This is a genomic window from Maritalea porphyrae (genome assembly GCF_027213965.1).
In the GTDB taxonomy this organism is placed as follows: domain Bacteria; phylum Pseudomonadota; class Alphaproteobacteria; order Rhizobiales; family Devosiaceae; genus Maritalea; species Maritalea porphyrae_A.
Window position 1 is genome coordinate 315,171 of sequence record NZ_JAPWGX010000003.1, and the last position, 26,923, is coordinate 342,093.

Sequence of the window (26,923 nt, forward strand, 5' to 3'; positions counted from 1 at the left end):
ATTTCAGCCTAAAAAGCAAGAGGCCCAGCGGTGTGCTGAGCCTCTTTTTTTGAGTTTATGACGATTTCTTGATCGCTTATTCCGCTGGGGTGCCATATTTGATTGGATGGTCAGTTTTTTTGCTGTCGTTGAGCCAGGTCGCCCACGTTGGTCGAGTAAACAAAAAACGTCCAAAACCGAGCTTTTCGATCATCCAATATCCGAAAAGCGGCAGCAGAATTGCGATCAGCATTGTTATGATGGTGAGCAAAGTTGTGTCGCTGATCAGATCAAGTTTGATCAATACGAGACGACTGAAGGTAAGCGGCAGCGCAAATGCCACATAAATCACGAGAGATCGTTTGCCGATGAAGCGCAACCATCCCATCCAATTCACAAGTGACAGCATTCCCGCGGCAACGCACAAGGCAACAGAGCCTATAAGGGCAAGGGCAAACCGAATAGCAGGTGTTTCTGCCAAACCCATTGTGAAGTGACCTGGCTCTGCGACAAATCCAGGTGTGAACACAAGATACCCATTTAGCAATGCCCATAGAGATAGACCAGCTATTGCTGCAGTTGGGGCTGACATTGCTTTGTCAACGAGCTTAAAGATCCAAGGTGCAAAAGCATAGCCGGCATAAAAGAACACAAAATACTCCGCAAATTGGTCAAGCGCGTAGCTGGCTGTGTGGATTTGAGCCATTGAAGCTGCGCCTGCAACTGCAAGAACCGCCCAATGTGGAACTCGCAGTTCTTTGAGCACTTTTGCTGCAACCCCGGTAAGGGCGAGCACGTAGATGAACCAAAGTACGCCGTAGGGCTGAATTACCGCCCAAGCTAGATATTCAAGCGCAGTGAGGGGATCAGCGGTAGCCAAACCTACTTTTACTACGATGTGAATAATTGCCCACAATGCGTAGAAATAGAGATAATGCACAACACGACGGTCAGTGAATTTTGCCCATGGACGATTGATAACATTGGCAAGGAAAAGGCCGGAGATCAAAAAGAACTCGGGCATTCTGAACGGTGTTGCATATCCAATAAGATAATGCAGAGCACCCACATTGCCTGTCGCTTCGCCCGCTCCGTTGGTTGCGTAAAGCATGACCACCAACAAAATTGATAGGCCCTTTGCCATATCAACCCAATCTAGTCGTTTGATTTCATTCATCGTCACGCTCCTCAATACACATGCGTTGCAGCGAATTTACCAGATATTAACGACGAGAGCGATCACGAGAACGAGAGGAGTGAGGATTTCGAAAGGTTTGATTAACTGTTAATATTAATGCGTAAAGTTCTATTGTTTTGGCATTCGGACTTGGCCGCTTAAGCGGGCAATGTGCCGTAGGCTGCAACGAACAAACCCATAGCGATAAAAAACATCAGCGACAACGAAACAGATTTTAACATAACAACTCCAAGAGGCTCAAAACATATGTTTTGAGCCCAAAATTCGTAAAACTAGCGGGTGAAATTTGTGGGCACATGCCCAAAACGGATCGATTAGTCGTGTAACTCGATCGTGTAGTTTTCAATCACTGTATTGGCCAACAGCTTCTCGCACATTTTGGCTATTTCAGCTTTTGCTTCTTCTTTCGAATTTGCATTGACTTTTAGATCGAATATTTTGCCCTGGCGCACGGCGTCAACGCCTTCAAAACCAAGACTACCTAATGCGCCTTCGATTGCTTTGCCTTGTGGATCAAGGACGCCGTTCTTCAATGTAACGAACACACGTGCATTCATAATTCTAACCATTCATTTATTGGCCGTGTGGCCGTTTATTTTACCAAGCGCGGGCCAGTAGTCAGCGCGTTCTCTGCTTCTACCAAAATGCCTAGACGTTGCGCAACTTCACGATAACTATCGACCAAGCTGCCCAAATCTTGACGGAATACGTCTTTGTCTAGTTTTCTTTGGGTTTTTGCATCCCATAAGCGACAGTTGTCCGGCGAGATTTCGTCAGCCAAGACAATGCGCATGGTGTCTTCTTGATACAGGCGGCCGCATTCGATTTTGAAATCGACCAATTGGATGCCTGCACCCATAAAAAGACCGGAGAGGAAATCATTTATCCGCACAGCCAATGTCATGATGTCATCAAGTTCTTGAGGATTGGCCCAACCAAAAGCCGTGATGTGCTCTTCGGACACAATAGGGTCGTTCAACGCGTCATCTTTGTAATAGAACTCGATGATTGAACGGGGAAGTCGGGTGCCAGATTCAAGACCAAGACGTGGGCAAATAGAGCCTGCTGCAATGTTGCGGACAACCACCTCAATCGGGATAATCTCTACTTCACGGATCAACTGCTCGCGCATGTTCATGCGTCGCACGAAATGGGTTGGAATGCCCAATTCGTTCAATTTTGTGAAGATATATTCTGAAATTCGATTGTTCAGAACGCCTTTGCCTTCGATGACTTCATGCTTGGCGCCATTGCCCGCAGTTGCGTCGTCTTTGAAGTGTTGTACTAAAGTGCCCGGTTCTGGACCCTCATAAAGGGTTTTGGCCTTGCCTTCGTAAATTTTGCGGCGACGGTTCATCTTGTTCCCCGTGATTCTGAACTGGATAAAAGCTTTCGCGGGCTTCATGCGCCTTTTTGGGCTAAAAAAGCAAGCAATTTGTGTGGTATTTGTGGCGCAAATCTCCTTTGTCCCGGAATAATTGACCCCAATCAACGCGGAAATGCCCGATTCCCGTTCTAATGTGCTTGATAATGGGCAAAGTATCGTTGATTTATTCGCCCAATCACACTATCTCGTTGGTGAAGAGGCCAAAGGGCTCAACCCTTTTTAAGTGGAGACGAACATATGTCCGGTTTTAAAGATCGCGAAAAGGCTGCAGAAGCGAAGTTTGTGCACGACGAAGCGACGAAATTCAAAATTGAAGCGCGCCGTAACAAGATTTTGGGTCAATGGGCCGCGGAGCAATTGGGCATCACAGCTGCATCTGAAATTGAGACATATGTGGGTGAAGTCATCGCATCTGATTTTGAAGAAGCAGGCGATGAAGACGTTTTCCGCAAAATCCGCGCTGATTTTGACGCCAAAGGCGTAACAATTTCGGATGATGATTTGCATGGCAAAATGCGTACGCTCTATGCGGAAGTTGCGCAGACATTTGAAACAAAAGACTAAGCATCATAGTCTTGATTTTGAACGGCCCTGCATTTGTGGGGCCGTTTTTCTTTGCCTTTTTATATGGGCTGTGATGACATCTCCAAAAAACGAATGGCAGGGCAAGTGACTAGTAAACGATCGATTTTTCAGAATGTGGCATTTCGCAAACTGTTTAGCGCGCAGTTAATCGCGTTGCTTGGCACCGGCCTGACCACTATTGCTCTGGCTTTGCTTGCCTTTCAAATTGCAGGTGATCGAGCGGGGGTGGTGCTGGGCACCGCGTTGGCAATCAAGATGATGTCCTTCATTTTTGTTGCGCCAGTGGTAGGTGGACTGATCCGGCCTAGTGGACGGAAAAGACTGCTGGTGGCGCTGGATGTTGCGCGGGCAGCATGTGTTTTGATTTTGCCGTTTGTTACCGCTGAATGGCAGATCTATTTATTGATTTTTGTGCTAAACGCATGTTCTGCTGGGTTTACGCCCACATTTCAGTCGATCATTCCACAATTGTTCGAAGATGAAGAAGACTACACGAAGGCGCTTTCAATGGCGCGGCTGGCGTATGATTTAGAGAATTTGTTGAGCCCCACAATTGCGGCCGCTTTGCTGTTGTTCGTTAGTTTTGATGTTTTCTTTGTCGCAAACTCGGCTGCCTTTTTGGTCTCCGCTGGATTGGTGCTGTCGACAAGGATGCCCGCCATTGAGGATCTGCAAGACAAATCCCTCAGCGCAAAAGACAAAATTCTAAAAGGATTTCAAATTTACCGCAAAACGCCTCGTCTGATGGGCATGTTGGCGATGTTTTTGGTTGTATCTGCAGCTGGAGCAATGGTGATTGTGAATACTGTGGTGTTGGTTCGCGGCCAATTTGGCGGTGGAGAGAGCATGGTTGCAATCGCTATGAGTGCATTTGGTCTGGGTTCGCTTGTTGCTGCTTTAATGGTACCGCGATTGGTCAATCGACTGGGTGATCAAGCAGTGATGCGGCGTGGTGGTTGGTTACTTGGCTTAACGATGCTGTTGGCGGGATATGTTGGCCGTTTTGATTTGTTGCTAGTGGCTTGGTTTATGCTCGGTATTGGCTATTCGCTGGTGCAGACCCCTGCCGGGCGCGTGCTGCGACGGTCGGCTTCTGACGAAGACTTGCCTAAACTATTCGCGGCGCAGTTCACGCTAAGCCATCTATGTTGGTTGGCAAGTTATCCGGCAGCTGGTTGGCTGGCGAGTTCTTTTGGGTTCCAACCAGCTTTTTTGATTTTTGCACTTGTGTCTCTGGGGGCAATGATCTTGTCGCAACAGCTGTGGCAAAACGATGACCCATCAGCGATTGAACATCAACATGATGAACTTTACCATGATCATCTGCACTATCATGGGTCGCACCACCAACATGTGCATGAAGGGTGGGAAGGGCCAGAACCCCACAGACATCCTCACAAACATGAAGCGGTGCGCCATAGCCATAAATATGTGATTGATGGCCACCACACAGAATGGCCAACTAAAACCAACTAGAGTTTTTTCATGAGATTGGCGAAGGCCATAAGGCCCTCTGGCCAAGCGCCAAAGCCTGATGCTGGATTTACGTGACCCAGCTCGCCAGCATTGTTGAACGCAGAACCCCACGCCATACCCATTTCTGCCGCCGCTTCGACACTGCAAAACGGATCGTTTGACGAGGCGATAAGTGTTGATGGGAATGGCAGTGGATCGCGGGGCACGGGGGCAAATCCCATGATTTGCTTGGGCATGCCCTTTTTGCGATCAAGGTCCGGTGGGGCGATGAGTAACGCGCCGATAACCTTCGTGTCAGTCAATCTTTTTGCAACATGAGCAATGGTTGTAACGCCAAGCGAATGACCAATCAGCACCACCGGGCGTGTTGCCATCATTATCTCTTGCAGTACGCTACTAACCCACTTTTCAAGATCAGGTTTATTCCAGTCTTCTTGCTCGACAATTCGAGCTGTTGGCATTTTTTGTGCCCAGCCGTGCTGCCAATGGCCTTCAGGGGAGCCTTGATAGCCGGGAATGATAAGTATGTCTGCGTCTGCTATTTTCATAATGTCTTGGTGCACAATTCATAAGTTAGATGCAAGTGAAAACGTCCGAAATGTGGCGCGCTAAATCGCTCTTTTTTTCCTAATGAATATGGCAATGCGTTCCCCAAAAACATTGAGCAAAAGGCCCAAAAAGATAACGCCGCCACCAATGATTGCCAGTGTACTCATGGTTTCGCCCAAAATTAGAACGCCTGACAGAATGCCAAATAGGGGTACAAGCAGCGAAAATGGTGCGACTAAGCTTGTAGGATATTTTTTTAGCAGTTGGTTCCAAATGGCAAAACCAATGATGGTTGCAGCGTATGCAAGATAAAAAACAGCGCCAATGCTAATTGCCGTCGGGCTGGTTAAGACGTTTACAATCGCATCTTGGTCTTCGATAAGCCAGGACAAGACAAACAGGGGAAGAGGGGGCACCAGACTTGCCCAAACAATGAAGCTGAACATATCTATCTGGCCAGCCTTTTTGATGATGATATTGGCCACACCCCAAGAAGCGCCAACTGCAATCAGCAGGAGGAAAGGGACGAATTGAGCGTCTGCCGCTTGCTCGAACCCCATGATCGCCATGCCGCTAAATGCAATTACAGCACCAATGATTTGCCAAATTTTGGGTGTTTCGCGCAAAAGCAAAAAGGCAAAACCAATTGTAAAAAAGGCCTGCATTTGCGTCACGATCGAAGCGAGTGATGCGCTAGCACCAAGTTTGATGGCGGTAAATAGCATGCCAAATTTGATGACACCCAGAATAAACCCATATGCTGCGATGTAGCCCCAATGGGTTTTGGGTCTTTTGACGAAAAAGACGAGAGGAAGCGCAGCAGCCAAAAAGCGAAGGCCCGTGAGCAAAAGCGGGGGTACGTCGGCAACGCCGACTTTGATCACAACAAAATTGAAGCCCCAGATGGCAACAACCAGAATTGCGAGCAGAATGTCGCGAATGGACATATGTGATGGCCTAAAGAAAAAGGTGGGCGTTGAGGCCCACCTTTCCAATCAATTGCAATTTGGTCAAGCTTTGAATTAGGCCTCGCCAAATACCCGAGTGAAGATCGTGTCGACGTGTTTCATGTGGTACGCGTCGTCGAACATATCATCGATTTGTGCATCTGTTAGCGCGGCTGATACGTCGTCATCCGCTTTTAAGAATGCTGCGAATTCGCCTTCACCGCGCCATACCTTCATGGCATTGCGCTGTACCGCGCTATAGCTGTCCTCACGTGACATGCCAGCTTGAGTGAGCGCCAACAAAACGCGTTGAGAATTGTGCAGGCCGCCGAGTTTGTCCATGTTGGCTTTCATGGTTTCAGGATAAACGACCAAATTTTCAATGACGTTGGTCAAGCGCATCAGGGCAAAGTCCAGCGTTACTGTTGAATCCGGACCAATCATGCGCTCAACAGATGAGTGGGAAATATCCCGTTCGTGCCAAAGTGCTACGTTTTCCATGGCGGGCGTTACGGCCATGCGCACAATCCGTGCCAAACCGGTTAGGTTTTCGGTCAGGATTGGGTTGCGTTTATGTGGCATCGCGGACGAGCCTTTTTGACCTTTAGAGAAGAATTCTTCCGCTTCCAAAACTTCTGTGCGCTGTAAGTGACGAATTTCAACAGCCAAACGCTCAATGGAAGAAGCGACCACGCCCAATGTGGCAAAATACATAGCGTGGCGATCACGCGGGATGACCTGTGTTGAAACAGGCTCAGGAGAGAGGCCCATTTGCTCAGCAACATAGACTTCAACGCTTGGGTCGATATTGGCAAATGTACCAATCGCGCCAGAAATCGCACAAGTTGCAATCTCTTCGCGAGCGTTGACCAAACGTTTGCGGCAGCGGTCGAACTCAGCGAAGGCAAGGGCCATCTTGATGCCAAAGGTTGTTGGTTCTGCGTGGATGCCGTGGCTGCGGCCTATGGTGATGGTCATTTTGTGCTCGAATGCGCGTTTTTTAAGCGCGGCAAGCAATTTGTCCATATCTTCCAAAAGTAAGTCTGTGGCTTTAACCAACTGCACATTGAAACATGTGTCCAAAACGTCTGAAGAGGTCATGCCTTGGTGCACGAAACGAGCTTCAGGCCCAACGATCTCTGCCAAGTGCGTTAGGAACGCGATCACATCGTGTTTTACTTCGCGTTCGATTTCGTCAATTCGCTCAACATCAAACTGCGCGTCTTTGCCTTTTGCCCAAATAACGTCAGCTGCTTCTTGGGGTACAACGCCCATTTTGACTTGGGCTGAAGCTGCATGTGCCTCGATGTCGAACCAGATTTTGAATTTTGATTCAGGAGACCAAATAGAGGTCATTTGTTCACGAGAATAACGAGGGATCATGAGCTTAGCTGTCTTTCTGAAGTTTTTGATTCAGGATAAATCTTAACCGCGACCGGCGAGGGCGGCGTTTCGGATAGCGTCCATTCGTGGACCGTAAGTTGATGGGTCGTTGCCTTTGTAAACGGCAGAGCCTGCAACCAAAGCATTGGCTCCGGCCGCTGCAATTTCACCTGCATTGTGTTCAGTGACACCACCATCGACTTGAATGTCGATCATGCGGTTGCCAACAAGCGCTTTGGCTTGACGGATTTTTTCCAAAGCTTGCGGAATAAACGCCTGGCCGCCAAAGCCTGGGTTCACACTCATGATCAAAACAAGATCGAGGCGGTCTATGACATTTTCGATGACTGAAACAGGCGTGCTTGGATTTAGCGAAACGCCTGCTTTCTTGCCCAAATTGCGGATGGCCTGCAACGAGCGGTCTAAGTGTGGGCCAGCTTCGGCGTGTACGGTGATGATGTCGGAACCCGCTTTGGCAAATGCTTCAAGATAAGCATCGGCAGGTGAAATCATCAAATGCACGTCGAGTATCTTTTTTGTTACCGGGCGGATTGCTTCGACAATCATTGGCCCGATTGTGATGTTGGGCACAAAATGACCATCCATCACGTCCACATGGACCCATTCGCATCCGGCGTCGTCGATTGCTTTTACCTCTTCGCCAAGACGTGCAAAGTCGGCGGAAAGAATGGAAGGGGCGATCTTGATAGGCAAGTCGGTCATCACGCTGTCCAATATATCAAAGGAGGTTATGGGGCGCGGGTTAGCACATGTTTTTGGCGCTGCCAATTGGCCGAAGGGAGAATGAAGCTGAATTCATGGTTTTTTGGCGATTCTCAACAAGAATCACAATCCCTTGAGTGCGACAGTGAGGTGCTTGCGCCCAACTATTTGATGGGGCATTAGAAGGGGGATTGGAGCCAATATGATTTCTTTGAGCATACCTGTGATTTTTGGTGCCGGCGTTTTGAGCTTCTTATCGCCTTGCGTTTTGCCCCTTGTGCCGCCCTATTTGAGTTATATGGGCGGGACGACGTTTGAGGAAATCCGTCGCGAGGGCAGCACAGGCAGCGCCGTATGGTGGCGAACCGTTATGACTTCGTTTTTCTTCATTCTTGGGTTTTCGACCATTTTTGTTGGCATGGGTGCCACGGCAACCTTGTTCGGTGAGGTGCTGCGCTCATCCCTTTCCTGGCTCACATCGCTTGCGGGGATCGCAATCATTGTGATGGGGTTGCATTTCCTTGGCATTCTAAAAATTGGTTTTTTGTACCGCCAAGCAAAGTTCGATGGTCCCTCAAAAGCATCTGGTCCCTTGGGCGGGTATTTGCTGGGACTTGCGTTCGCTCTTGGTTGGACCCCCTGTATCGGACCAATTCTCGCAGCAATATTGCCGGTCGCCGCTAGTTCAGAAACGGCATGGCAGGGCGCTGGGCTTTTGGCGGTCTATTCACTTGGGTTAGGTGTGCCGTTTTTCTTAGCTGCCTTGGCCGTTAGACCTTTTATGAGTTTCTTCTCTAAATTTAAGAAGAACCTTGGAATGGTTGAAAAAGTAATGGGTGGGTTTTTGGTGATTACCGGCATACTTTTTCTCACGGGAGATTTCACTCGCATCAGTTTTTGGTTGCTCGAGACATTTCCAGTTTTGCAGAGTTTTGGATAGAATTAACCCTAAAGCCAAATGATTGCCGCCAAAGCCGAGTCGTTTGCTAACTTGTGCAAAGGTTTTAAGTGTTTTGAGCGAGGATGCTCCAGTATTTATGTGGAGCTAAGTGCAGATGTATTCTGACAATCAACAAGACGTTCATGAGGAACGCATTGGTGCTGTTGTTCCGGCTGGATGGAATCCGATGTTTTCGGTAAGCTCAAACTTATATGATGTTGAGCCTCAATGGCGCGCGCTTGAGGCATTTGGTTTGTCCTCGCCCGGACAATCCTTTGATTTTGTGCGTTCGTGGGTCGAAGCGACAAATGTTCCAAAGCAAGAACAGTTTTATGTGACTGCATATTTGGGCAAACAGCCGTTGATGGTTTTACCGTTGGCGATGAGCAAGAAGTTGGGTGTAACAATTCTCACATGGTTTGTGGGCGATCATGTTGCGTGCAATGGCCCTTTGATGAATCACGATCTGTTTGAGCGCCTGAGCGAAAGTCAGCGTGAAGCGTTTTGGCAAAGTGTGGTTGCCGCGCTGCCAGTATCAGATGTTTTGTATTTGCCTGGGCTGATTGAAGGTGCCGATACTGAGTTTGTGGCATTTGAGGGCGTGGGCAAGAGTTCTGTGTGTGATCACATTTTCAGGGTGCGCTTTGATAGTTGGGAAGAATGCGACAAATCGCGGCGCGATCGAAAACGCAGGAGACGCGACAAGCAACATCGTCAAAAGCTTGACGCCTTGGGCGCAGTTGATTTGGTTGAAATTGCACAAGTTGACCAAGCGGAACATGTGCTGCAAGTGATGTTTGAGCAAAAGCGCAAACGCTTTGAGCAACTTGGTATCGAAGATCCATTCACGAAAAAAGAAGTGCGCGACGTCTATTCTGATTTGTTCTCTAAATCGAAATCCGTCCGCCCCCTTTTGTATGCACTCCGCTTGAATGAAGAAGTTATATCAGTGCGTTACTGTGTTGCTCACCAAAACAACTTGTTCATGCTTGTCTCTTCCATGAGTGTGGACGACGACATATTGGCGGGGTCGCCAGGCAACCAGTGTGTATTGGAGATTCTGCGCCAAAAACTGGGTAAGGATAGCTTTACCATGGTCGATATTGGTGTCGGCGAATCATATGAAAAAAAGCGCTGGTGCAATGAATTGGTACCAGTGACCAGTCGTTTTTTGCCAAGAACATTTAAAGGTTGGGTGTTTTTTGCGGCAAAGGCTAGTTTGGAACGTCTCAAGATGCTGGTGAAAGGAAATAGCGTTCTGTTTGGTTACTACAAAGCAATTCGCGGCGTCTTACCACCGATTTTGCGCACATAGTCGCCTTAGATCAGCTTCAAACCGCGCATTGAGGCGTGACCATCTTTTGCAATAATGACGTGGTCATGCAAAGTGATTCCCAAAGGCTTCGCAATTTCGTCAATCGCGCGCGTCATTTGAATGTCGGCATTCGACGGAGTGGGGTCACCGGAAGGGTGATTGTGTAGCAAAATTAGGGCCGTAGCTGATAACTCAAGTGAACGTTTTATGACCTCACGAGGATAGACCGGAGTATGGTCTACTGTGCCAATTTGTTGCACCTCGTCAGCGATGAGTTTGTTCTTTTTGTCCAGAAAAAGTATGCGGAATTGTTCTTTGCTTTCATATGCCATTTGCGCGTGGCAATAGTCCAAAAGCTCCGACCACGAACCCAACGTTGGGCGCGCTGGAACTTTAGACTTAGAAAAGCGTTGTGCAACTGCCAGGATGACTTTCAGATCTGTTGCGGCTGAGGGACCTAGTCCGTCAATTTCTTGCAACAATGCTGGCGGGGCAGATAACACCTCAGAAAAGCTGCCAAATCGCTCCATTAGTGCTTTGGCGATGGGTTTCGTGTCGCGACGTGGCAAAAGGCGAAACAACAAAAGCTCTAACAACTCATAGTCTTGCATGCCTTCAGCGCCTGATGACTGAAAACGCGCACGCAAACGATCGCGATGCCCGTGGAAATGAGGTTGGGGTGCCTCAGACATGCCGGACGTGTTTGGTTTGTCTGGAGTCCTTGGCTTGTCGCTCATTACCGACTTGCCTCAAGTGGGTTAAACAAGCCTTTTGCACTTTGAGTAAATATCTCGCAGCCGTGCTCAGTGATGCCGATGGAGTGTTCGCATTGTGCGGATAATGTGCGATCACGCGTCACCGCGGTCCAGCCATCAGCCAGTACTTTTACGTGCTGACGGCCCAGGTTTAACATTGGTTCGATCGTGAAAATCATGCCCGGTTTTAGTTCAGGTCCTGAGCCTGGGGTGCCAAAATGCAAGATATTTGGTTCGTCGTGGAATAGGCGGCCAAGGCCATGGCCGACAAAATCTCGAACGACAGATGTGCGCTCAGCTTCTGCGTAAGACTGAATTGCGGCGCCAATGTCACCAGTTGTATTGCCGGGTTTGGCCACTTCAAGTGCGCGGGCAAGGCTTTCATATGTAACCTCAATCAGGCGCTCGGCTTTGCGTGAGATTGCGCCAATGGGGTACATGCGGCTTGTATCGCCGTGCCAGCCATCGACAATTAAAGTGATGTCTATGTTGACGATGTCGCCCTCTTTGAGGGGCTTCTCGTTTGGGATGCCATGGCACACAACATGGTTGATGCTTGTGCAAATTGAATGGCGGTACCCGCGATAATTCAGTGTGGCCGGAACCGCGTTATTGTCCTTTGCGAACTCAAAGGCCAAACGATCAAGTGCCGCTGTAGTTACACCGGGTTTGGCTTGCTCATACATAAGGTCCAGCGCTTGTGCGGCGAGGGCACCTGCTTTGCGCATTCCTTCAAATCCCTCTTCACCGTGAAGAGGAATTATACCGGGGGTGCGTTTTTGATTTGGATTGGCAGATGCGTATGTGACCATTGTTCTTCTCAGTTTGCTTTGCGCGCAAACTAACCGGTAGGCATTGAAATTGGAAGCCTTGAGGCGATGCAAATTTGTTCCAAATTGATCTGGCAATCGTAGCACAAGAATTCAACACCTGCAGTGTGAGCTTCTTTGGCTGCTGCTGCATATTTGGGGGCAAGGTCTTCGGCAAATGAAAAATGGTCACAGTCTGTGCGTTGGATCAGATAGAGATTGATCGCTCGGTGTCCGTTGGCGACCATATTTGCTAATTCTTTGAGGTGCTTAACGCCCCTATCTGTTTCGCAGTCAGGAAACTCGGCTTGCTTGCCGCCTCGGGACAGATGGACGTTTTTGACTTCCAGATAGGTTTTGCGTCCTGCATCTTGGTTTAGCAAAAAATCAATGCGGGAATTCTCACCGTATTTAACTTCAGCTCTGAAGTCATCAACTGGTGAAAGTTCTGAAATGGCGTTTCCGGATAGTGCTTCGCCGACGATTTTGTTGGGATAGTTCGTGTTTATGCCAACTAATCCTGTAGGGAGTTCCACCAGTTCGAGCGAGTATTTCAGTCTTCTTTTCGGATTATCCGATTTGGACACATAAACAGGCAGTCCTGGCATGTTTAAACCGAGCATTGCGCCTGGATTTGCACAATGCGCGGTGATCAACTCGCCGTTTTCCAACGTAATGTCAGCAAGGAAACGTTTGTAGCGCTGGACCAGCGTGCCGCGAATTAGCGGCGATGGAAGGTGCAATGGGATCTCCGAGAGGTTGGTGGGTGTTCACAAGAGGCTTGCAATTGTTGTTGGCGTCGGCCATTCAGTCAAGCAAAGAATAGGTGAGCTTATGAGCAAGAATTCAACGAATGAACGTGTTACCGCTGGCATGCTGGTGATCGGTGATGAAATTCTGTCGGGCCGCACAAAGGACCAAAACATCGGTACGGTGGCTGATTTCTGTGAAGACTTAAATATTGATCTGTGCGAAGTGCGGGTGATTGCAGACGAAATTCCCGAAATTGTTGACGCTGTGAACGCATTGCGCACGAAATTCACCTATCTTTTCACCACCGGTGGCATTGGGCCAACGCATGATGACATCACAGCCGATGGTATTGCTGCGGCGTTTGGTGTGCCCCTTAACGTGGACGATCGTGCCATCAAGATGATGCAAGATCGTTTTACGGACTATCCGATGAACGAGGGACGGCTGCGCATGGCGCGTATCCCTGAGGGTGGTGAGCTGATTCCCAACACGGTCTCGGGTGCACCAGGGATTAAAATGGACAATGTCTATGTGATGGCTGGGGTGCCAAAGATCATGCAAGGCATGTTGGAAGCAATTGCACCCACCCTAAAAACCGGTATTGAAGTGTTTAGCGCCTCCTGCGACTCACAGGTTGGGGAAAGTTCGCTTTCTGAACCACTTGCGGCATTGCAAATTTCTTACCCAACGGTCAAAATTGGTTCTTACCCGCAAATGGGGTCTGATCATTATATGACGCAGATTGTTTTGCGGTCATCAGACAAGTCCTCATTGGACGAAGCGACACAAAAGGTGCGCGAAATTATTGCTGCGGCAACGCAGAGCAAATTGAAGATTTAAAGAGGCATGCCATGAGCGCACCACAGAATAAGAGTTTTCCAGTTTCTTGGGATCAGTTTCACCGCGATTCTCGCGCGTTGGCTTGGCGTTTGAACGCGGAGGGGCCATTTGACGCTATCGTTTGCATTACGCGTGGTGGTTTGGTGCCAGCAGCGATCATCGCCCGAGAATTGGGCATTAGAGTTATCGAAAGTGTTTCAGTCGCGTCATATGACAATAAGGATCAAGGTGAGCTGAAAGTTCTCAAGCCGATTGCAGCAGACATTTTAGCCCTGGATGCAAGCGCTGATACAAAGGTGTTGATTATCGACGATTTGGTGGACACTGGGAAAACGGGTCGCGCTGTGCAGGCTATGTTGCCAAACGCGCATTTTGCAACGGTTTACGCCAAGCCATTGGCGCGCGATTTGGTGAACAGTTTTGTGACTGAGGTATCTCAAGACACATGGATTTATTTCCCATGGGATATGGACGTTTCTTATGCTCCCCCAATCCGTGATGGCGTTGGCGACTGACACAAAACTAAAAGCGCAATCGGTGTTTGGCTGATATCGCAAGTTTAGGATAATTTGAAGCTTTGAGCCAAGTCGTTGGCTCAGGGCCTCGGCCTGCAAGCTGTGCAAACGGGCTTTTTTTCCCGAATTAAATCGTGCACGTAACCGGTCTCCACAACTGGCCATTTTTGTTGCGACGCAATGCTTGATTTAGCTCAATCTCAATTTCTGCGAAGTAAAATACTCTGCTGCATGCCGCTTGAGTTTCGATGACCTCAGAAACGGCGATCGCCTTATGGCGTATTCTGGCCATTTGCTGTTTAAGGAAGGCGGTTTGCAGATGAACACAAGGAACCGACAACTCGAATTCTTAAGGGAAAACAGTAGTCCCACCATTCAACATTTGCTTGCGCGCCTGAATGAGGATGTAGCCGCGCCCGAATTTCAGAAAAACTATCAGGCCTTACGAAGCTTGCCTGAGCTCGCTTATTGGAAGGCCAACATACCAGTAAATATTTCCAATGAGACAATCCTTGGCAGCAGTGACGGATGCTTTGAGAATGCGTTTGGCAAGCTGCTGCAATTTGGTTTGAATTTAGATGACATTCTTACAACGGAACAGATGCAAAACTGCATTGGTTTCCTCGAAACGACCCAAAACGACGATATCTATACTTCACTGGCGCGCTACGTTGTGGCTGGGTATTTGCTCGGGGCTGGTAGCACTTCAAAGGTCGTTAGTAAAACGGTCACAGACAGAATTGATGCCCTTTATGGTTTCGTAAGCAGTTCACCATTCAAGCACGACATATATGTGGATTCTATCGGAACGAAACTGCCTAAATCCTATCAATCCAAGAAGCTGGTCAACCCGACTTTGTATGAAAATGGCGAGCTCGTTTTGCCCTTCATTCACGATATTTTCGTTTTTGGTAACATCCAACGACACATTCCAAATGACTATCAAAACAAGATTGCGGCAATCGTTGATTACGTCTGCGACCCAAAGTATCAATCCTTCGATTATGGCTATGGTGTTGTAAGATCCAGTGGCAACAAGTTACATGCTATGGGCTGGAGTGCGCACATGCCGCTATTCAACGAAGCGCTTTCGAGTGAGTATTTCAAAAAGGGCTTGATTTTCAGAATGGGGCTCTTCTCGCGCTTTGAAAATGCGGCGGTAAAGATTTGGCTCAATAGCACTATGAAAAAGCTGGCAAACTTTAGAATTGACGAAGTTCGATATTGTTTTGCCGGAGCATTATTGCCAGAGACTACAAATTCCTACTTTTTGAATGGCCGTCACACGTCGTTGAACGAGAATAGAAGGCAAAAAAACGGTAGAATCATAGAGTCTACGTTTTATGCCTATCTCTGCGATGTAGATTATTGACGTCTATCTCTCTCGCGGAGAGCGAGAAAACATGCTGGTTTGTTATTTGCCAGCAGATGCATTTCAATGAGCAATTTATGTGATTGGTGCGGACGACGGGACTTGAACCCGTAAGCCGATCAAGGCGAGGGATTTTAAGTCCCTTGTGTATACCAATTTCACCACGTCCGCGAAACCAGAGTTGAATAAGTTCAGGCGTCGGTTTGTCATAAATTCGACGCTTTTTCAATGGGTAACTTGCCATGAATTGGCTATTGAGCTGGCAAATACTTGCGGAGGTGCAATTTCGCCGCCAATTCAGATTTGCATTGGTGTGAAAATGACTATATTCGGTAACCTTTGTGTTTAAAACTGGAGTTATTTCATGGCGGGCGTTGATCAGCGGATTGTGCCAATTATTCTTGCCGGCGGCAAAGGCACTCGACTTTGGCCTATTTCCCGCTCGGCGCGGCCAAAACAGTTCCTAAGCCTTGCTGGTGATAATTCCCTTTTTCAACAAACGCTTACGCGTGTTTCTGATAGCGAGAAATTTGCTGCTCCAATTGTCATTACAAACAATGAGTATAGGTTCTTGGTGGCTGAACAAGCGCAAGAAGCTGGCATTGAGCTGGGTGGTATTTTGCTTGAGCCTGTTGCACGTAATACGACGGCTGCGGTTTTGGCTGCGGCGAAATACATGCAAAGCTTGGGTGGCGAAGACACACTGATGTTCGTTTTGGCCTCTGATCATCGTATTGTTGAAGATGCGAACTATGTTACTGCGGTTGATGCGGCTGCTAAGTGCGCGCTCAATGGCAATTTGGTGACTTTCGGGATCAAGCCAACCGAGCCTGCAATTGGGTATGGATATATTGAACAGGGTGACGCAATTGAATGCGGCGGCCACAAGGTTGTGAAATTCGTTGAAAAGCCAGCACTCGCCTTGGCAGAGCAACTTGTTGCCGGTGGCAAACACCTTTGGAATTCTGGCATGTTCTTGTTTGATCGGGATGTGATCATTTCTGAGTGTGAAAAGCTTGCACCCGACGTTGCTTCTGCGGTTGCCGGTGCCGTTGACAATGCTGATAAGGATTTGGACTTTGTCCGGTTGAATGAAGATGCTTTTGCTCAGTCGCCGGACATTTCGATCGACTACGCGATTTTCGAGAAGACTGACAAAGCAGCCGTCGTTCCTTCTCCGTTTGAATGGTCGGACCTTGGAAGTTGGGATGCCGTTTGGAAAGTTGGCGCGCAGGACAACGAGGGCAATGTTTCCGTTGGCGACGTCATGCTATCTGAAACCAAAAACTCACTCGTTTATTCAGAAACAGGGCAGGTCACCGTTTCCGGTTTGGACGATGTGGCTGTTATCGTCAGTGAAGACGCCATTTTTGTTGGTGCGCTCAGTGAAGCGCAAAAAGTTGGTGAGTTGGTTAAAAAGCTGCGCAGTGACAAACGAACTGCGCCGCTAACAGAAACGCACCGAACTTGTTATCGCCCTTGGGGCGGATACTCGTCCTTGGTCGTGGGGAACCGCTTCCAGGTGAAGCGATTGTTTGTGAAGCCAGGTAAAAAACTTTCGTTGCAAAAGCACCATCACCGGTCCGAGCACTGGGTTGTTGTGAGCGGCACCGCTGAAGTCACAATTGATGACAGCGTAAAAACGCTTAGCGAAAACCAATCTGTCTATATTCCACTTGGAGCAGTGCATCGGTTGGAGAACAAAGGCAAGATTTTGCTTGAGTTGATCGAAGTGCAAACGGGTTCCTATTTGGGCGAAGATGATATTGTGCGGCTTGAGGATGAATTTGGTCGCGCCTAGCAGTCGTTGAATTTGCTACAGTTTTTGCACCGCAGGCTTGATAAGCCTGCGGGTTTCTTTTCAGATCTTAAATTGGATAAAATATACTAAATAGAACGGATCGCGCCAAAACAATCTTGATTTGTGTGTGAGAGTGATGTCGAGTGTTTCAAGAAACAGGGGACTTGCATGAATATTCCGTTCATATCCATTGAAGATGTCGAACACCAACTCACATGGTCAGAAGTCGCTGACGCTCTTGCTGAAGGTCATCGCCTGAATAAGGCAAGGCTTGGTGATTTGGCGTTGGAGCGAGGCGTTCAATCTATGCTCAATCGCGCAGCTTGGGTTGACGGGCTTGGGTTGGCGCTTAAATCAGTAACGATCTACCCACAGAATGCACAAAGTATTCCCCCATTGCCAACAATCCAATCTGTCGTCGTTCTATTTGACGATGAAACCGGTGCGATAAAGGCGTTGATTGATGGTCAATTGGTGACCAAATGGAAAACTGCAGGCGACAGTGTGTTGGGTGCGCGCCTGTTGGCGCGACCAGAGGCGAAGAACTTGCTCGTAGTTGGTTCAGGGACCGTTGCTAGTTCGCTGATTGATGCCTATCGAGAAGTGTTCCCAGAGCTTGAACGGATTTCAGTCTGGAGCCGAAACCCGGAAAACGCAAGCGCATTGGCACAAAGTCAAAGCTGCATTGCAGCGCCAGATTTGGCCTCGGCCGTGGGGGAGGCAGATATCATCACTTCAGCCACAATGGCGCGAAGCCCTGTGATAATGGGGAAGTGGGTGAAATCAGGCACGCATATCGATCTGATTGGTGCCTTTAGAAATGACATGCGCGAAGCTGACGATGAGCTGTTGAAAAAGGGGAGGTTGTTTGTCGATTCTCGCGAAACGACCATTCACGATATAGGCGAATTAAGCATTCCTATCGCTCAAGGCGTTATTAGTGAAAATGATGTGATCGCTGATTACTACGACCTAGCCCAAGGTGACCTTTTTGCGCGGAAAAGCCATGCAGAGGTTACCATTTTCAAGAACGGAGGCGGCGCTCATTTAGACTTAATGGTGGCAAAGCTGATCTACGACAAGTGGGCTGCTGTGCGCACCCTTTAGTCGTTCTGGGGGCTAGGCTTTTCTTTTTTTGCCAAAAGGCCTGATCTCCAAGTTGCTTGGAAGAATATTGCTGCACCGACAACAATTGCGATACCTGCTGCAAAAAAGGCTACGCCAGGGAAATAGGCGGGGGCTTTGGGCGAAATCGTGAAGAACGCAAACAATTGTGTGGCTGCAAGTGGCCCAAGAATTGCCGTGATGGAGTTTACAGCATTCACGCCGCCTTGCAGTTCTCCCTGTGCATTATCGTCTACACGACTGGACATAAGGCCGTTGAGGCCGGGACCAACAAAGCCACCCATGGCGCCGGGCAACAAGAAAATGTAAAGGCCAACGGCAGTGTCGATGAAGGCCATGCCGAAAAAGCCAATGGTTGCGAAGACAAGTCCCATGACAACCGTCCAAATGTCCCCGAACATTTTGATTGCTGGGCGGATCAATGCACCTTGGACCACCGCAAACATGATCCCGAATACTGACAGTGAAATGCCGATTTGTGCAGGGGTCCATTGGAAGCGTTCTATCGTGAAGAAGCTCCAAATGCTGGGGTAGGCTTGTCCTGCCAGAGAGAAGAAAAACAATACGCCCAAGAACGACAAAACGAATGGAAACTTTTTGAGCGACTGTATAGTGCCAATGGGGTTTGCGCGTTTGACATCAAACCGACGCCTTTTGCGCATGCCTAGGCTTTCGGGCAACACAAAGTAGCCATACACCAGATTTGCGAAAGCAACTGCAGCCGCTACAAAAAACGGCACCCGCGTGCCAAATTCACCAAGCTGCCCGCCAATTGCTGGACCAATTATGAAGCCGGCGCCAACTGCTGCGCCAATCAAACCAAAGTTTTGCGCCCTTTTTTCTTTCGGCGTGATGTCTGCGATATAAGCGGTGGCCGTACCAATGGCTGCACCCATAATGCCTGCAACAATACGGCCGACAAACAACCAGATTATGGTTGGGGCAAAGCCCATCAACAAATAATCGAGTGTAAGTCCTAGAAGCGAAGCCAACAAAACCGGTCGTCGGCCAAACCGATCAGAAAGGTTTCCAAGAATCGGTGAAAAGACGAACTGCATTAGCGCATATGCTGATATCAAAAAACCGCCGTATGCTGCTGCACTAGAGACTTTTTCTGCTGTCAATTCTTCCAGCAGGCCCGGCAAGACAGGAACGATGATCCCCAATCCAAGAATATCTATGAAAACAGTGATCAAAATGAAGATCAGCGCTAGGCGAGGGTTTTTCACACCAGTCATGAGAATCCATAGGCCTTGTTGAAAGAAGGGGCAATTGACACGTCCAATATAGGAATGGCAAGGGCTTTATCAATTGGCTCGACCAACTTTCAACCCCAGAGGTCGTTTCTAGTTCTTAGGGGATTTTGATATCAACATGCCTTCAAACGCATCGTGTGCGTAAATCCAGTCAAGTCGCTCAAGGTGACCTTCTGCTGTTTTTCCGGCAACAACAGCGTCGCGCGCCCAACTGAGTGGCGGGGACATGTGGAACACAAAGCCATTTCTTTGTGATTGGTCTTGGACCCTATTGGCGCGGGGTTGGCGTAAATTTTGCCATTTTCCGAATGCTATCGCATTGTTAGTTTCGCTTGCCAGAATCGTCGCGAGCAAACCTGCATCTTCAATAGACATTGCTGCGCCCTGCGCCTGAAATGGAAGCATTGCATGCGCGGCATCGCCCAAAATGGCCACATTGCCTTTGAACCAAGTATCGGTTTTGACATTGAACAGCGGCCAAGCCGTCCATGGCTCAGAAATTGATTCCATGATTGAAGACAAGGTTTTGTTTTTGCTCAAAGATTTGTTCGAAATCTCTGGAGTATCTGTGTCTTCAAGGGGTAAGGCGAACTCTGTCACCAAAACAACATTGAATTGTTCACGTTGGGGCAGCGGATAAACGACCATATGATAGTCGGTTCCCCAAAATAGAGCTGAACGATCCTTTGGCAAGATTTTACCCAGTTGCTCTAAACTAGCCATAGCGCGCCAAGCGACATAACCTGAGTATTGTGGGCGTCTACCACCCAAGACTTCTGTTCGGGTGACAGAGCGTACTCCGTCGGCCCCAATATGGGCTCGTGCGGTGAGGGGGTAACTTGCTTTGCCTTCACGTTCGATGATTACCGAAACGCCATCACCCAAGTCTTCTACACGTGTTTGGGTAACGCCGAACAGGATTTCGATATTCGGAAACGCCTTTGTGGCCTTGTAGAGTTGTTCAGCGAGGTCAGCGCGATGCATCACAGCATAGGGTGTTCCAGCGTATCGCTCTTTTGAAAACTGGCCAAGTGTTACCTTGGAAAGTGGCGCGGATTTGCCATGGCGATAGATATCAATTCCGGCCGGTTCAAAACTATGAGCGGCAATGACTTCATTCAAGCCAAGCTCGTTCAGCACACGGCGGGCATTTGGGCTAACTTGGAGCCCTGCGCCGAATTGTGAGATTTCTCGGCTCTGTTCCGCAATGACCACGCGAAAGCCAAGTTTTGCGAGTGCTAGAGCTAAAGTTAGACCGGCAATACCTGCCCCATTGATTGAAATCGTTTTGTCGGGGCCCATATATTCCTCGTTTGTTACGCCTTATGAGCGTCGTAAACGGCTTCTTTGGGAGAAGATGCTGCGGCGCCAAGGTTTCCATTGTGAATGTAATGCGTTGAGCAATAAGGGCACACAATGTCGTTGTCATCGCCCATATCCAAAAAGATATGCGGATGATCAAACGGCGGCAATGCGCCCACACATTTGAACTCTTTGGACCCAATTTCAATTTTTTGGACGCCCATTGCGTTGTGGTAATGTGGTGTTGTGCCGTGTGCCATATTGCTCTCGTTTTTTCAAAAATGGTCTCGTGACAAGATGGGTGTAAACATAGTCAAACCCATTCGCGTTGACCAGCGTATAACTGTTGCTGAGCAAGTTGACAATTTGCCAAAACACATTTTGCTGATATTGAGCGCTGTAAATGCAACTAAATAGGGTCCAAAATGCCGCACTTTCAATCTGAAGGCTATGAAATCGCCTATTCCGTATATGGCGAGGGGCCATCCATTCTGCTGGTTCATGGATTTGGGTCCAATGGCAAAGTCAATTGGGTAGACACAGATTGGGTTGATTCTCTTGTGCGTGCCGGATACCGAGTGATCACAATAGACAACCGCGGTCATGGCAAATCGCAAAAGATCTATGATTCTGATGCCTATCCTTCCAGTGAGATGGCAAAGGATTCGATCAATCTGATCAAATACCTTGGGATCAAGAAGATTGCGATCATGGGCTATTCAATGGGCGCACGCATATCTGCTTATGCGTGTATGGCTGCTCCCGAGTTGATCAAATGCGGAATTTTTGGTGGTCTTGGGGAGCGTATGACAATCGGCATGTCCACGTCCGGTGTAATTGTGGACGCTTTGCTTGCGCCAACGCTTGAAGAAGTAAAAGACAAAACTGGGCGCATGTTCCGCATATTTGCCGACCACACAAAAAGCGACCGTCGTGCTTTGGCTGCTTGTATGGCGTCTTCACGTCAACGCATCACAGAAGAAGACATAAGCAAAATTGATTTGCCTGTTCTCGTGGCCGTTGGCAGTGAAGATGAGGTTGGCGGTCGACCTGAACCGCTGGCCGCATTGATGAAACAAGGCGAAAGCTTTGTGATTGAAGGGCGTGATCACATGCGCGCGACAGGGGATAAACAGTTTAAACAAGCTGTGTTATCATTCCTTGGGCGGCACTATCCTTCTTAAAGGGGCCGCTGGGTGGTAAATGTGTTGATAGCACCCATATACACAAGAGTTGAAAACGGAGAACTTCAATGGCTGAGACAAAGCTGCAATCGCAAAAACCGACAATCGTTGACCCGGTTTGGCGCTCGATTTGCAGCGATGCTGAGCAAATGATGGCCAATGAACCTGCATTTGCGGGGCTGGTTATTGCAAATGTTCTCAACCACGAGCGCGTCGAAGAGGCGATTGCCTATCGCGCATCCGAACTTCTGGACCACCGTGATATGCCTGCGGCGATTATTCGCCGGGCGTTTTTTGACGTTTTACGCGACAATCCATCAATCGCAGACAATATTCGTTCTGACCTAATGGCCACATTAGAACGTGACCCGGCATGCAACCGGGCAATTGACCCTGTTTTGTTTTTCAAAGGCTTTCAAGCAATTCAAACCTATCGATTTTCCAACGCATTGTGGAAAGGCGGACGCAAGGACTTTGCAAGATATTTGCAGAGCCGCTCCTCACAGGTGTTTCAGGTGGACATTCATCCTGCGGCCGTGATTGGACGTGGGATAATGGTGGACCATGCCACCGGCCTGGTGATCGGTGAGACTGCGCGTGTTGGGGATGATGTTTCAATTTTGCACGCCGTAACTCTTGGCGGTACAGGCAAAGAAGACGGTGATCGGCACCCGAAAATTGGCTGTGGGGTGATGATTGGCGCTGGCGCGAAAATATTGGGAAATATTTCTATTGGTGACTGCGCGCGAATTGCTGCAGGTTCAGTAGTTTTAAAGGATGTGCCTGCTAAAACCACAGTTGCTGGCGTTCCTGCGAAGGTTGTGGGAGAGGCCGGTTGTGCCCAACCTGCATCCAGAATGGACCAGATGATTGTCGATGATAGCGGTAAAACAGATTCAAACTGAGATTTCCACGTCCAAGCAAAGCATTATCGACCAGATTTGGCTGAGTGAAGAACAATTGGCTTTTGCCGAAATGCAATCAGCAGATCTGGCCGCCCATGTTGCTAGTGATTTTGTGAGTTTTGACGTAGATGGAAATGCGATCGCAAAGTCGGATTACATTGAGCAAATCGGGCAGGCCGCGGACGTCAATATGACCCGCTTGTGGGGTCATTTTGGATCCAAGGACAGCTGTTGCCTCGCGTATTTGCGTGAGAAAAATGATGGTGTTGTTGACATATGTATGGCGCTTTGGATTGAGCGAGATGGCAACTGGTACAAAACATTTCATCATGAAAATTTGAAATTCGGCTAAAGTGGGGAAAACCAAACTAGCTGTTGAGCAAATTGGCTAACTTGCTAGTTTCGCGCTCTAACTTAAATGCCAAAAGTGGTGGTCAGAATGACAAAAGAAGAAATTGCAAATCTCACGAAGTATCTACGTGGAAAATTTGGCAACCCAGCGTTTGAAGTTCGGGCACGCCCAAACAAGAACGATTCGGCTGAGGTTTACCTTGGGGAAGAATTCATCGGCGTTATGTATTTAGACGAAGATGAGGGCGAACGCTCTTTCAACTTCCAAATGGCGATTCTTGACATTGATCTGGAAGACTATTCTTAATCAACGTTGAATTCGGCCATTTGCTTGTTCAGCGCCACAGAGAATTGCCGCCAATGGGGCAAAATGGCCTTTTCAAATTGAATGAGCGCGGATACGCGCTTGTTGACCAAAACAGTCGTGATGCAATTCTTTGCGCGCTCAACTACGACCTTCTCCTCTAGGCATTTGGCCACAAAGGGTGTGGCGCTCAATGCGTCGTACCAAACGGTTTCGTCTTCAAAACCGGCTTCATTCTTTAGTTTTTTGACCACGAGCCCATACATTTGGTCCGAACGACCGGGCGCGAAATTGTGGATGTAGAGTGAATCTAGCAAATATGCGCTTGGGGCGGCACGTGCGGCCGGCATCAACGTCAGGTTTAGCGTGAAGCTCTGACCATCTAGGTTCATTGTCAGGTGTAATTGGAGCAAATTTAGGATTGTTTGCTCGGGATTGAATTCGGAAACGATCCACGATTCTGGTGCCTGCAGTTTTGATGCCGCGATGGTGAACTCAACAGGCGTTCCCTTATCATTTGCAACTTGCGTTGCACGGCTTTCAAAAAAATCGAGACCGTAGACGATTCCCAACCCCAACATGCTAAGCACTATGCACAGAATTAGGATGTTGGTTTTTATACCGTTTTTCGCTCGAGACGATTTCATCTGCGGCATTTTCTTCCAATTCTGGCGTTAACCATTTCCCTCAGTCTTGCGTGACAATTGATAGACGCAACAATATGTTTAACAAAAGGTAAACGCGCGCGGTGTGTTTTGGCGGGAGATGGTTGTGGCCAACGAATTTGTGATTTCTTTATACATTGTGGCAGTTGGATTGGCTTTCGCCGGTGGCTCCACTTATCTCTATCAATTGTTTGCGAAGCAAGAGGCTGTGCTGCGGTTTGATGGCGACAATATTTTTGCGACAACGGGCCATTTGTTGATGAGCTTTGTTTGTGGACCTTTCATCATGCTGCACATGGGCTGGCGTCGCGATAGTGCAGGCGGTGTTCATGTGAGCCAGGCACTGCTTTCTGCTTTTATCGCATTTGGTTGGAGTTTCATTGTCGGGCTTTTGTTCTTGTGGGTCTATATCGGCATCTTGGGATTTTAGGTCTATGCAGTATTCGTTTGACGGAATTGCGCCCACCATTGCGGCAGATGCTTATGTTTCACAAAGTGCAGACCTTATTGGCAATGTCATTGCAAAGTCCAAGGCAAATATTTGGTTCGGCTCGGTCCTGCGTGGCGATATAGAACCGATTACAATCGGCGAAAATGCAAACGTTCAAGACTTAAGTGTCATCCACACGGACGCGGGTTTTCCCGTGGAAATTGGCGCCCACTGTACGATTGGTCATCGGGCCATTTTGCATGGATGCCTTCTTGAAGAAGGCGTGCTTGTGGGCATGGGGGCAACCGTTATGAATGGTTGTGTGATCGGACGTGGGTCGATCATTGGTGCTGGAGCTGTTGTTACAGAGGGCCAGCAAATTCCACCGTTTTCGATGGTACTTGGGATGCCTGGCAAAATAAAAAAGCAGCTCGATCCATCAACATTTGATGACCGGATCGCTCATGCGATGGGGTACGTCAATCGTGGACAGCACTATTTGAATGCTGCAAAAGTTCTTTGAAAGCACAAGTAACTTTAAAAAAGCCAAAGACCAGCCTCGGGGAAAGCTGGTCTTTGTGTTTCGGCCGGTGTCAGGGTTGGAAGTTAGGCCGAAATTTTCTGATATCGCACGAATGGTCTAGTTGCTAGCGACCGTAAACGTGCGGTTATCTGCGAGTTCCATCCATCGGCCTGCATGAACTTGCGATTGGCGCTTAATGAACGTATATGGCGTTTCACTCCAGACTTTAATTAGTCCTTCTTGATTGTCTAAAATTAGGTCGCCTCGATCTGTGCGGACGGTGAGAACGGCATGTCCTTCACCAGATTTTTGCATTACGACCGTTACCAATAGGGTGCTCGGAGCCCAGCCTGCAGCAATCAACGCTTTGCGCTTGGCCAAAACATAGTCTTCACAATCTCCGTAGCCACGTGGATAGGTCCAAAACTCTTCAGTCTGATAAAGATCGATGTCGTTAATTGGTTTGATCTCCGCATTAAGTTGAGCATTGATGTTAAGCAGCTGTTGCCATTTGTCCTGAGTGAGTTCTTCGTAAGAAATAAGCTTTGAGTTTTGCCCGCATTCTGTTGGGCGCGTCTTGCAAAATGCCGCGTGGCCCATTGGAATGGACGTTTCTTTGATTTCGGCGACGAAAGCTGCATTTGATGAAATTGCATAAGCTGGCGTGGCAAAGATTGTGATTGCTGCCATACCAATCAAGCAATTGCGAATTAGGCGGTTGATGTTTTCCATTTGTAGTCTCCCTGACGAGGACCACTATGGAGATTGGAAATTTCGGGCTTGAAAAATAAACCGGCAGACTTTTATTCAAAAACAATGGGTTAGATTCAGGTGCTGTTAAGTATAGTTGTGAGGAGGACGCAAAAAAGCCCGCACAAATGGCGGGCTGCTGTTTGCTGATCTGATTAGGTTTATTCTGAGCGCAAGCTTGCTTGAACGACGGTGAAGATTTCTTGTACTGAAGAAAACTCAACGGCAATGCCATCATCAAAGTGCCGTACTACGGTTGCGCGCATCCGCCCCAATGTAATGGGAGTGTTCATCGCAGGTTTCACATCAATTTCAACCGCAGCACCGGAAAGAGAAATGTCGACGATTTTACAACGGTAGTTGCGTCCGTCTTCCAAGATGATGCGCGAATGACGAATATCAGGGACCTGACGTTCGTGGCGGCGATCCTCTGGAAGATTCAGAATGTCTTTGTTTGCAAACCAAGTGAGTTGCGCTGCGAGCTTATCGCGTTTGCGCGGGGAAGCGTTTACGCTTACTTCAAACCCACCATCAGCTTCCTTTTGTATTGTACCTTCGATGCGACCCAGGTGATCGATGTAGGCAATGACCCGTTCGCCAAGCTTTCCCATCTCGGGCGCAATAATAACGGCGTCCCCGGGGGACATCTCCACAACTTGGCAAGGGAACTCGCGTCGATCAGCCAGCATATAACGGCCAAGCAAAGATATTTTGACACGTTGGAAGCGACCTGGTTCAACCAAATCTACGGTCTCTGTTTGTAGAGCTTGCGTGTGCATAAGGCTTGTTTGCCAATGTTCT

General features: G+C 48.4%; 31 protein-coding genes and 1 tRNA gene. 15 read left to right on the forward strand and 17 right to left on the reverse strand.

Annotated features, from left to right (window positions below):
• Nucleotides 1-76: 76 nt before the first annotated feature.
• From O4H47_RS10340 to purC, 3 genes are all read right to left on the reverse strand, one after another.
• A complete protein-coding gene (locus O4H47_RS10340; protein WP_269393906.1) occupies nt 77-1,156 on the reverse strand; it encodes an acyltransferase family protein in 1,080 nt (359 codons plus the stop codon).
• A 335-nt stretch (nt 1,157-1,491) separates the two neighbouring features.
• On the reverse strand, nt 1,492-1,737 hold the full coding sequence (gene purS / locus O4H47_RS10345) for a phosphoribosylformylglycinamidine synthase subunit PurS (RefSeq protein WP_269394380.1): 246 nt from the start codon (nt 1,735-1,737) through the stop codon (nt 1,492-1,494).
• 32 nt (nt 1,738-1,769) lie between these two features.
• The gene (purC, locus tag O4H47_RS10350; protein ID WP_269393907.1) at nt 1,770-2,534 is read right to left on the reverse strand and encodes a phosphoribosylaminoimidazolesuccinocarboxamide synthase; all 765 of its coding nucleotides are present in this window, start codon (nt 2,532-2,534) and stop codon (nt 1,770-1,772) included.
• Nucleotides 2,535-2,801: 267 nt separating this feature from the next.
• On the opposite strand from purC, the gene O4H47_RS10355 reads away from it, so the two are divergent.
• Together O4H47_RS10355 and O4H47_RS10360 are read left to right on the forward strand one after the other, a co-directional pair.
• Nucleotides 2,802-3,128 carry a DUF1476 domain-containing protein gene (locus O4H47_RS10355; RefSeq protein WP_269393908.1) on the forward strand — a complete coding sequence of 109 codons (327 nt, stop codon included), beginning with the start codon at nt 2,802-2,804 and terminating at the stop codon, nt 3,126-3,128.
• Between the two features lie 105 nt (nt 3,129-3,233).
• Nucleotides 3,234-4,625 (forward strand): MFS transporter, encoded by a 1,392-nt coding sequence (locus O4H47_RS10360; protein WP_269393909.1) that lies wholly within the window; start codon nt 3,234-3,236, stop codon nt 4,623-4,625.
• Here O4H47_RS10360 and O4H47_RS10365 read toward each other — a convergent pair.
• The 4 genes from O4H47_RS10365 to rpe form a co-directional block, all read right to left on the reverse strand.
• Complete coding sequence (locus O4H47_RS10365) at nt 4,622-5,173, reverse strand: RBBP9/YdeN family alpha/beta hydrolase (protein WP_269393910.1); 552 nt, start codon at nt 5,171-5,173, stop codon at nt 4,622-4,624. The two genes, O4H47_RS10360 and O4H47_RS10365, sit on opposite strands and share 4 nt — an antisense overlap.
• Before the next feature lie 60 nt (nt 5,174-5,233).
• Nucleotides 5,234-6,121: an EamA family transporter gene (locus tag O4H47_RS10370; RefSeq protein ID WP_269393911.1), complete on the reverse strand. Its 888-nt coding sequence runs from the start codon at nt 6,119-6,121 to the stop codon at nt 5,234-5,236.
• Between the two features lie 75 nt (nt 6,122-6,196).
• Nucleotides 6,197-7,504 (reverse strand): adenylosuccinate lyase, encoded by a 1,308-nt coding sequence (gene purB / locus O4H47_RS10375; RefSeq protein ID WP_269393912.1) that lies wholly within the window; start codon nt 7,502-7,504, stop codon nt 6,197-6,199.
• A gap of 42 nt (nt 7,505-7,546) precedes the next feature.
• Nucleotides 7,547-8,227, reverse strand: coding sequence for a ribulose-phosphate 3-epimerase (rpe, locus tag O4H47_RS10380; protein ID WP_269393913.1), 681 nt, complete (start codon nt 8,225-8,227; stop codon nt 7,547-7,549).
• 202 nt (nt 8,228-8,429) lie between these two features.
• Between rpe and O4H47_RS10385 the strand changes: the two genes are divergently transcribed.
• Both O4H47_RS10385 and O4H47_RS10390 read left to right on the forward strand, forming a co-directional pair.
• Nucleotides 8,430-9,167 carry a cytochrome c biogenesis CcdA family protein gene (locus tag O4H47_RS10385; RefSeq protein WP_269393914.1) on the forward strand — a complete coding sequence of 246 codons (738 nt, stop codon included), beginning with the start codon at nt 8,430-8,432 and terminating at the stop codon, nt 9,165-9,167.
• Nucleotides 9,168-9,282: 115 nt separating this feature from the next.
• Nucleotides 9,283-10,482, forward strand: a complete 1,200-nt coding sequence (locus tag O4H47_RS10390; protein ID WP_269393915.1) for a GNAT family N-acetyltransferase — start codon at nt 9,283-9,285, stop codon at nt 10,480-10,482.
• A 5-nt stretch (nt 10,483-10,487) separates the two neighbouring features.
• On the opposite strand, the gene radC is transcribed toward O4H47_RS10390, so the two are convergent.
• The 3 genes from radC to sfsA are packed head-to-tail and all read right to left on the reverse strand — an operon-like array spanning nt 10,488 to nt 12,789.
• The gene (gene radC / locus O4H47_RS10395; RefSeq protein WP_269393916.1) at nt 10,488-11,219 is read right to left on the reverse strand and encodes a RadC family protein; all 732 of its coding nucleotides are present in this window, start codon (nt 11,217-11,219) and stop codon (nt 10,488-10,490) included.
• The gene (gene map / locus O4H47_RS10400; RefSeq protein ID WP_269393917.1) at nt 11,219-12,049 is read right to left on the reverse strand and encodes a type I methionyl aminopeptidase; all 831 of its coding nucleotides are present in this window, start codon (nt 12,047-12,049) and stop codon (nt 11,219-11,221) included. The genes radC and map overlap by 1 nt, the downstream gene beginning before the upstream one ends.
• A 29-nt stretch (nt 12,050-12,078) precedes the next feature.
• Complete coding sequence (gene sfsA / locus O4H47_RS10405) at nt 12,079-12,789, reverse strand: DNA/RNA nuclease SfsA (protein WP_269393918.1); 711 nt, start codon at nt 12,787-12,789, stop codon at nt 12,079-12,081.
• A gap of 91 nt (nt 12,790-12,880) precedes the next feature.
• Here sfsA and O4H47_RS10410 point away from each other — a divergent pair, with 91 nt between their 5' ends.
• The 3 genes from O4H47_RS10410 (at nt 12,881) to O4H47_RS10420 (ending at nt 15,526) form a co-directional block, all read left to right on the forward strand.
• Complete coding sequence (locus O4H47_RS10410) at nt 12,881-13,639, forward strand: competence/damage-inducible protein A (RefSeq protein ID WP_269393919.1); 759 nt, start codon at nt 12,881-12,883, stop codon at nt 13,637-13,639.
• An 11-nt stretch (nt 13,640-13,650) separates the two neighbouring features.
• Complete coding sequence (gene gpt / locus O4H47_RS10415; protein WP_269393920.1) at nt 13,651-14,154, forward strand: xanthine phosphoribosyltransferase; 504 nt, start codon at nt 13,651-13,653, stop codon at nt 14,152-14,154.
• 238 nt (nt 14,155-14,392) lie between these two features.
• A complete protein-coding gene (locus O4H47_RS10420) occupies nt 14,393-15,526 on the forward strand; it encodes a hypothetical protein (RefSeq protein ID WP_269393921.1) in 1,134 nt (377 codons plus the stop codon).
• A gap of 84 nt (nt 15,527-15,610) precedes the next feature.
• Here O4H47_RS10420 and O4H47_RS10425 read toward each other — a convergent pair.
• Nucleotides 15,611-15,697 (reverse strand) — tRNA-Leu (locus tag O4H47_RS10425).
• Nucleotides 15,698-15,890: 193 nt separating this feature from the next.
• Between O4H47_RS10425 and O4H47_RS10430 the strand changes: the two genes are divergently transcribed.
• Together O4H47_RS10430 and O4H47_RS10435 are read left to right on the forward strand one after the other, a co-directional pair.
• Complete coding sequence (locus O4H47_RS10430; RefSeq protein ID WP_269393922.1) at nt 15,891-17,327, forward strand: mannose-1-phosphate guanylyltransferase/mannose-6-phosphate isomerase; 1,437 nt, start codon at nt 15,891-15,893, stop codon at nt 17,325-17,327.
• Nucleotides 17,328-17,495: 168 nt separating this feature from the next.
• Entirely contained in the window at nt 17,496-18,434 is a 939-nt protein-coding gene (locus O4H47_RS10435; RefSeq protein ID WP_269393923.1) for an ornithine cyclodeaminase family protein, read from the forward strand.
• Here O4H47_RS10435 and O4H47_RS10440 read toward each other — a convergent pair.
• The 3 genes from O4H47_RS10440 to O4H47_RS10450 form a co-directional block, all read right to left on the reverse strand.
• Nucleotides 18,431-19,690, reverse strand: a complete 1,260-nt coding sequence (locus tag O4H47_RS10440) for a TCR/Tet family MFS transporter (protein ID WP_269393924.1) — start codon at nt 19,688-19,690, stop codon at nt 18,431-18,433. The two genes, O4H47_RS10435 and O4H47_RS10440, sit on opposite strands and share 4 nt — an antisense overlap.
• 108 nt (nt 19,691-19,798) lie before the next feature.
• A complete protein-coding gene (locus O4H47_RS10445) occupies nt 19,799-21,010 on the reverse strand; it encodes an FAD-dependent monooxygenase (RefSeq protein WP_269393925.1) in 1,212 nt (403 codons plus the stop codon).
• A 14-nt stretch (nt 21,011-21,024) separates the two neighbouring features.
• Nucleotides 21,025-21,270: a zinc-finger domain-containing protein gene (locus O4H47_RS10450; RefSeq protein ID WP_269393926.1), complete on the reverse strand. Its 246-nt coding sequence runs from the start codon at nt 21,268-21,270 to the stop codon at nt 21,025-21,027.
• A 165-nt stretch (nt 21,271-21,435) separates the two neighbouring features.
• Between O4H47_RS10450 and O4H47_RS10455 the strand changes: the two genes are divergently transcribed.
• The 4 genes from O4H47_RS10455 to O4H47_RS10470 all read left to right on the forward strand — a co-directional run bounded on the left by O4H47_RS10455 (nt 21,436) and on the right by O4H47_RS10470 (nt 23,757).
• On the forward strand, nt 21,436-22,194 hold the full coding sequence (locus O4H47_RS10455; RefSeq protein ID WP_269393927.1) for an alpha/beta fold hydrolase: 759 nt from the start codon (nt 21,436-21,438) through the stop codon (nt 22,192-22,194).
• A 68-nt stretch (nt 22,195-22,262) separates the two neighbouring features.
• Nucleotides 22,263-23,099: a serine O-acetyltransferase gene (gene cysE / locus O4H47_RS10460; protein WP_269393928.1), complete on the forward strand. Its 837-nt coding sequence runs from the start codon at nt 22,263-22,265 to the stop codon at nt 23,097-23,099.
• On the forward strand, nt 23,071-23,451 hold the full coding sequence (locus O4H47_RS10465; RefSeq protein WP_269393929.1) for a hypothetical protein: 381 nt from the start codon (nt 23,071-23,073) through the stop codon (nt 23,449-23,451). The genes cysE and O4H47_RS10465 overlap by 29 nt, the downstream gene beginning before the upstream one ends.
• Before the next feature lie 87 nt (nt 23,452-23,538).
• On the forward strand, nt 23,539-23,757 hold the full coding sequence (locus tag O4H47_RS10470; protein ID WP_269393930.1) for a DUF3126 family protein: 219 nt from the start codon (nt 23,539-23,541) through the stop codon (nt 23,755-23,757).
• Here the strand turns inward: O4H47_RS10470 and O4H47_RS10475 are convergent.
• Nucleotides 23,754-24,335 carry a hypothetical protein gene (locus O4H47_RS10475; protein WP_269393931.1) on the reverse strand — a complete coding sequence of 194 codons (582 nt, stop codon included), beginning with the start codon at nt 24,333-24,335 and terminating at the stop codon, nt 23,754-23,756. The genes O4H47_RS10470 and O4H47_RS10475 overlap by 4 nt on opposite strands.
• 190 nt (nt 24,336-24,525) lie before the next feature.
• Between O4H47_RS10475 and O4H47_RS10480 the strand changes: the two genes are divergently transcribed.
• Nucleotides 24,526-24,849 (forward strand): DUF6949 family protein, encoded by a 324-nt coding sequence (locus O4H47_RS10480; RefSeq protein ID WP_269393932.1) that lies wholly within the window; start codon nt 24,526-24,528, stop codon nt 24,847-24,849.
• 4 nt (nt 24,850-24,853) lie between these two features.
• Nucleotides 24,854-25,372: a gamma carbonic anhydrase family protein gene (locus O4H47_RS10485; RefSeq protein WP_269393933.1), complete on the forward strand. Its 519-nt coding sequence runs from the start codon at nt 24,854-24,856 to the stop codon at nt 25,370-25,372.
• Between the two features lie 117 nt (nt 25,373-25,489).
• On the opposite strand, the gene O4H47_RS10490 is transcribed toward O4H47_RS10485, so the two are convergent.
• Together O4H47_RS10490 and O4H47_RS10495 are read right to left on the reverse strand one after the other, a co-directional pair.
• The gene (locus O4H47_RS10490; protein ID WP_269393934.1) at nt 25,490-26,104 is read right to left on the reverse strand and encodes a transglutaminase-like cysteine peptidase; all 615 of its coding nucleotides are present in this window, start codon (nt 26,102-26,104) and stop codon (nt 25,490-25,492) included.
• Nucleotides 26,105-26,283: 179 nt separating this feature from the next.
• The gene (locus O4H47_RS10495; RefSeq protein ID WP_269393935.1) at nt 26,284-26,901 is read right to left on the reverse strand and encodes a PilZ domain-containing protein; all 618 of its coding nucleotides are present in this window, start codon (nt 26,899-26,901) and stop codon (nt 26,284-26,286) included.
• Nucleotides 26,902-26,923 lie beyond the last annotated feature (22 nt).

Coding starts and splice junctions, on each gene's coding strand:
- O4H47_RS10340 (WP_269393906.1), bottom strand. CDS start 1,156: ATGAATGAAATCAAACGACTAGATTGGGTTGATATGGCAAAGGGCCTA.
- cysE (WP_269393928.1), top strand. CDS start 22,263: ATGGCTGAGACAAAGCTGCAATCGCAAAAACCGACAATCGTTGACCCG.
- O4H47_RS10390 (WP_269393915.1), top strand. CDS start 9,283: ATGTATTCTGACAATCAACAAGACGTTCATGAGGAACGCATTGGTGCT.
- O4H47_RS10485 (WP_269393933.1), top strand. CDS start 24,854: ATGCAGTATTCGTTTGACGGAATTGCGCCCACCATTGCGGCAGATGCT.
- O4H47_RS10385 (WP_269393914.1), top strand. CDS start 8,430: ATGATTTCTTTGAGCATACCTGTGATTTTTGGTGCCGGCGTTTTGAGC.
- O4H47_RS10490 (WP_269393934.1), bottom strand. CDS start 26,104: ATGGAAAACATCAACCGCCTAATTCGCAATTGCTTGATTGGTATGGCA.
- O4H47_RS10445 (WP_269393925.1), bottom strand. CDS start 21,010: ATGGGCCCCGACAAAACGATTTCAATCAATGGGGCAGGTATTGCCGGT.
- O4H47_RS10365 (WP_269393910.1), bottom strand. CDS start 5,173: ATGAAAATAGCAGACGCAGACATACTTATCATTCCCGGCTATCAAGGC.
- O4H47_RS10470 (WP_269393930.1), top strand. CDS start 23,539: ATGACAAAAGAAGAAATTGCAAATCTCACGAAGTATCTACGTGGAAAA.
- O4H47_RS10450 (WP_269393926.1), bottom strand. CDS start 21,270: ATGGCACACGGCACAACACCACATTACCACAACGCAATGGGCGTCCAA.
- O4H47_RS10465 (WP_269393929.1), top strand. CDS start 23,071: ATGATAGCGGTAAAACAGATTCAAACTGAGATTTCCACGTCCAAGCAA.
- O4H47_RS10435 (WP_269393923.1), top strand. CDS start 17,496: ATGAATATTCCGTTCATATCCATTGAAGATGTCGAACACCAACTCACA.
- O4H47_RS10440 (WP_269393924.1), bottom strand. CDS start 19,690: ATGACTGGTGTGAAAAACCCTCGCCTAGCGCTGATCTTCATTTTGATC.
- O4H47_RS10430 (WP_269393922.1), top strand. CDS start 15,891: ATGGCGGGCGTTGATCAGCGGATTGTGCCAATTATTCTTGCCGGCGGC.
- O4H47_RS10370 (WP_269393911.1), bottom strand. CDS start 6,121: ATGTCCATTCGCGACATTCTGCTCGCAATTCTGGTTGTTGCCATCTGG.
- map (WP_269393917.1), bottom strand. CDS start 12,049: ATGGTCACATACGCATCTGCCAATCCAAATCAAAAACGCACCCCCGGT.
- O4H47_RS10475 (WP_269393931.1), bottom strand. CDS start 24,335: ATGTTGGGGTTGGGAATCGTCTACGGTCTCGATTTTTTTGAAAGCCGT.
- O4H47_RS10355 (WP_269393908.1), top strand. CDS start 2,802: ATGTCCGGTTTTAAAGATCGCGAAAAGGCTGCAGAAGCGAAGTTTGTG.
- rpe (WP_269393913.1), bottom strand. CDS start 8,227: ATGACCGACTTGCCTATCAAGATCGCCCCTTCCATTCTTTCCGCCGAC.
- gpt (WP_269393920.1), top strand. CDS start 13,651: ATGAGCGCACCACAGAATAAGAGTTTTCCAGTTTCTTGGGATCAGTTT.
- radC (WP_269393916.1), bottom strand. CDS start 11,219: ATGAGCGACAAGCCAAGGACTCCAGACAAACCAAACACGTCCGGCATG.
- O4H47_RS10495 (WP_269393935.1), bottom strand. CDS start 26,901: ATGCACACGCAAGCTCTACAAACAGAGACCGTAGATTTGGTTGAACCA.
- O4H47_RS10410 (WP_269393919.1), top strand. CDS start 12,881: ATGAGCAAGAATTCAACGAATGAACGTGTTACCGCTGGCATGCTGGTG.
- purB (WP_269393912.1), bottom strand. CDS start 7,504: ATGATCCCTCGTTATTCTCGTGAACAAATGACCTCTATTTGGTCTCCT.
- purC (WP_269393907.1), bottom strand. CDS start 2,534: ATGAACCGTCGCCGCAAAATTTACGAAGGCAAGGCCAAAACCCTTTAT.
- O4H47_RS10455 (WP_269393927.1), top strand. CDS start 21,436: ATGCCGCACTTTCAATCTGAAGGCTATGAAATCGCCTATTCCGTATAT.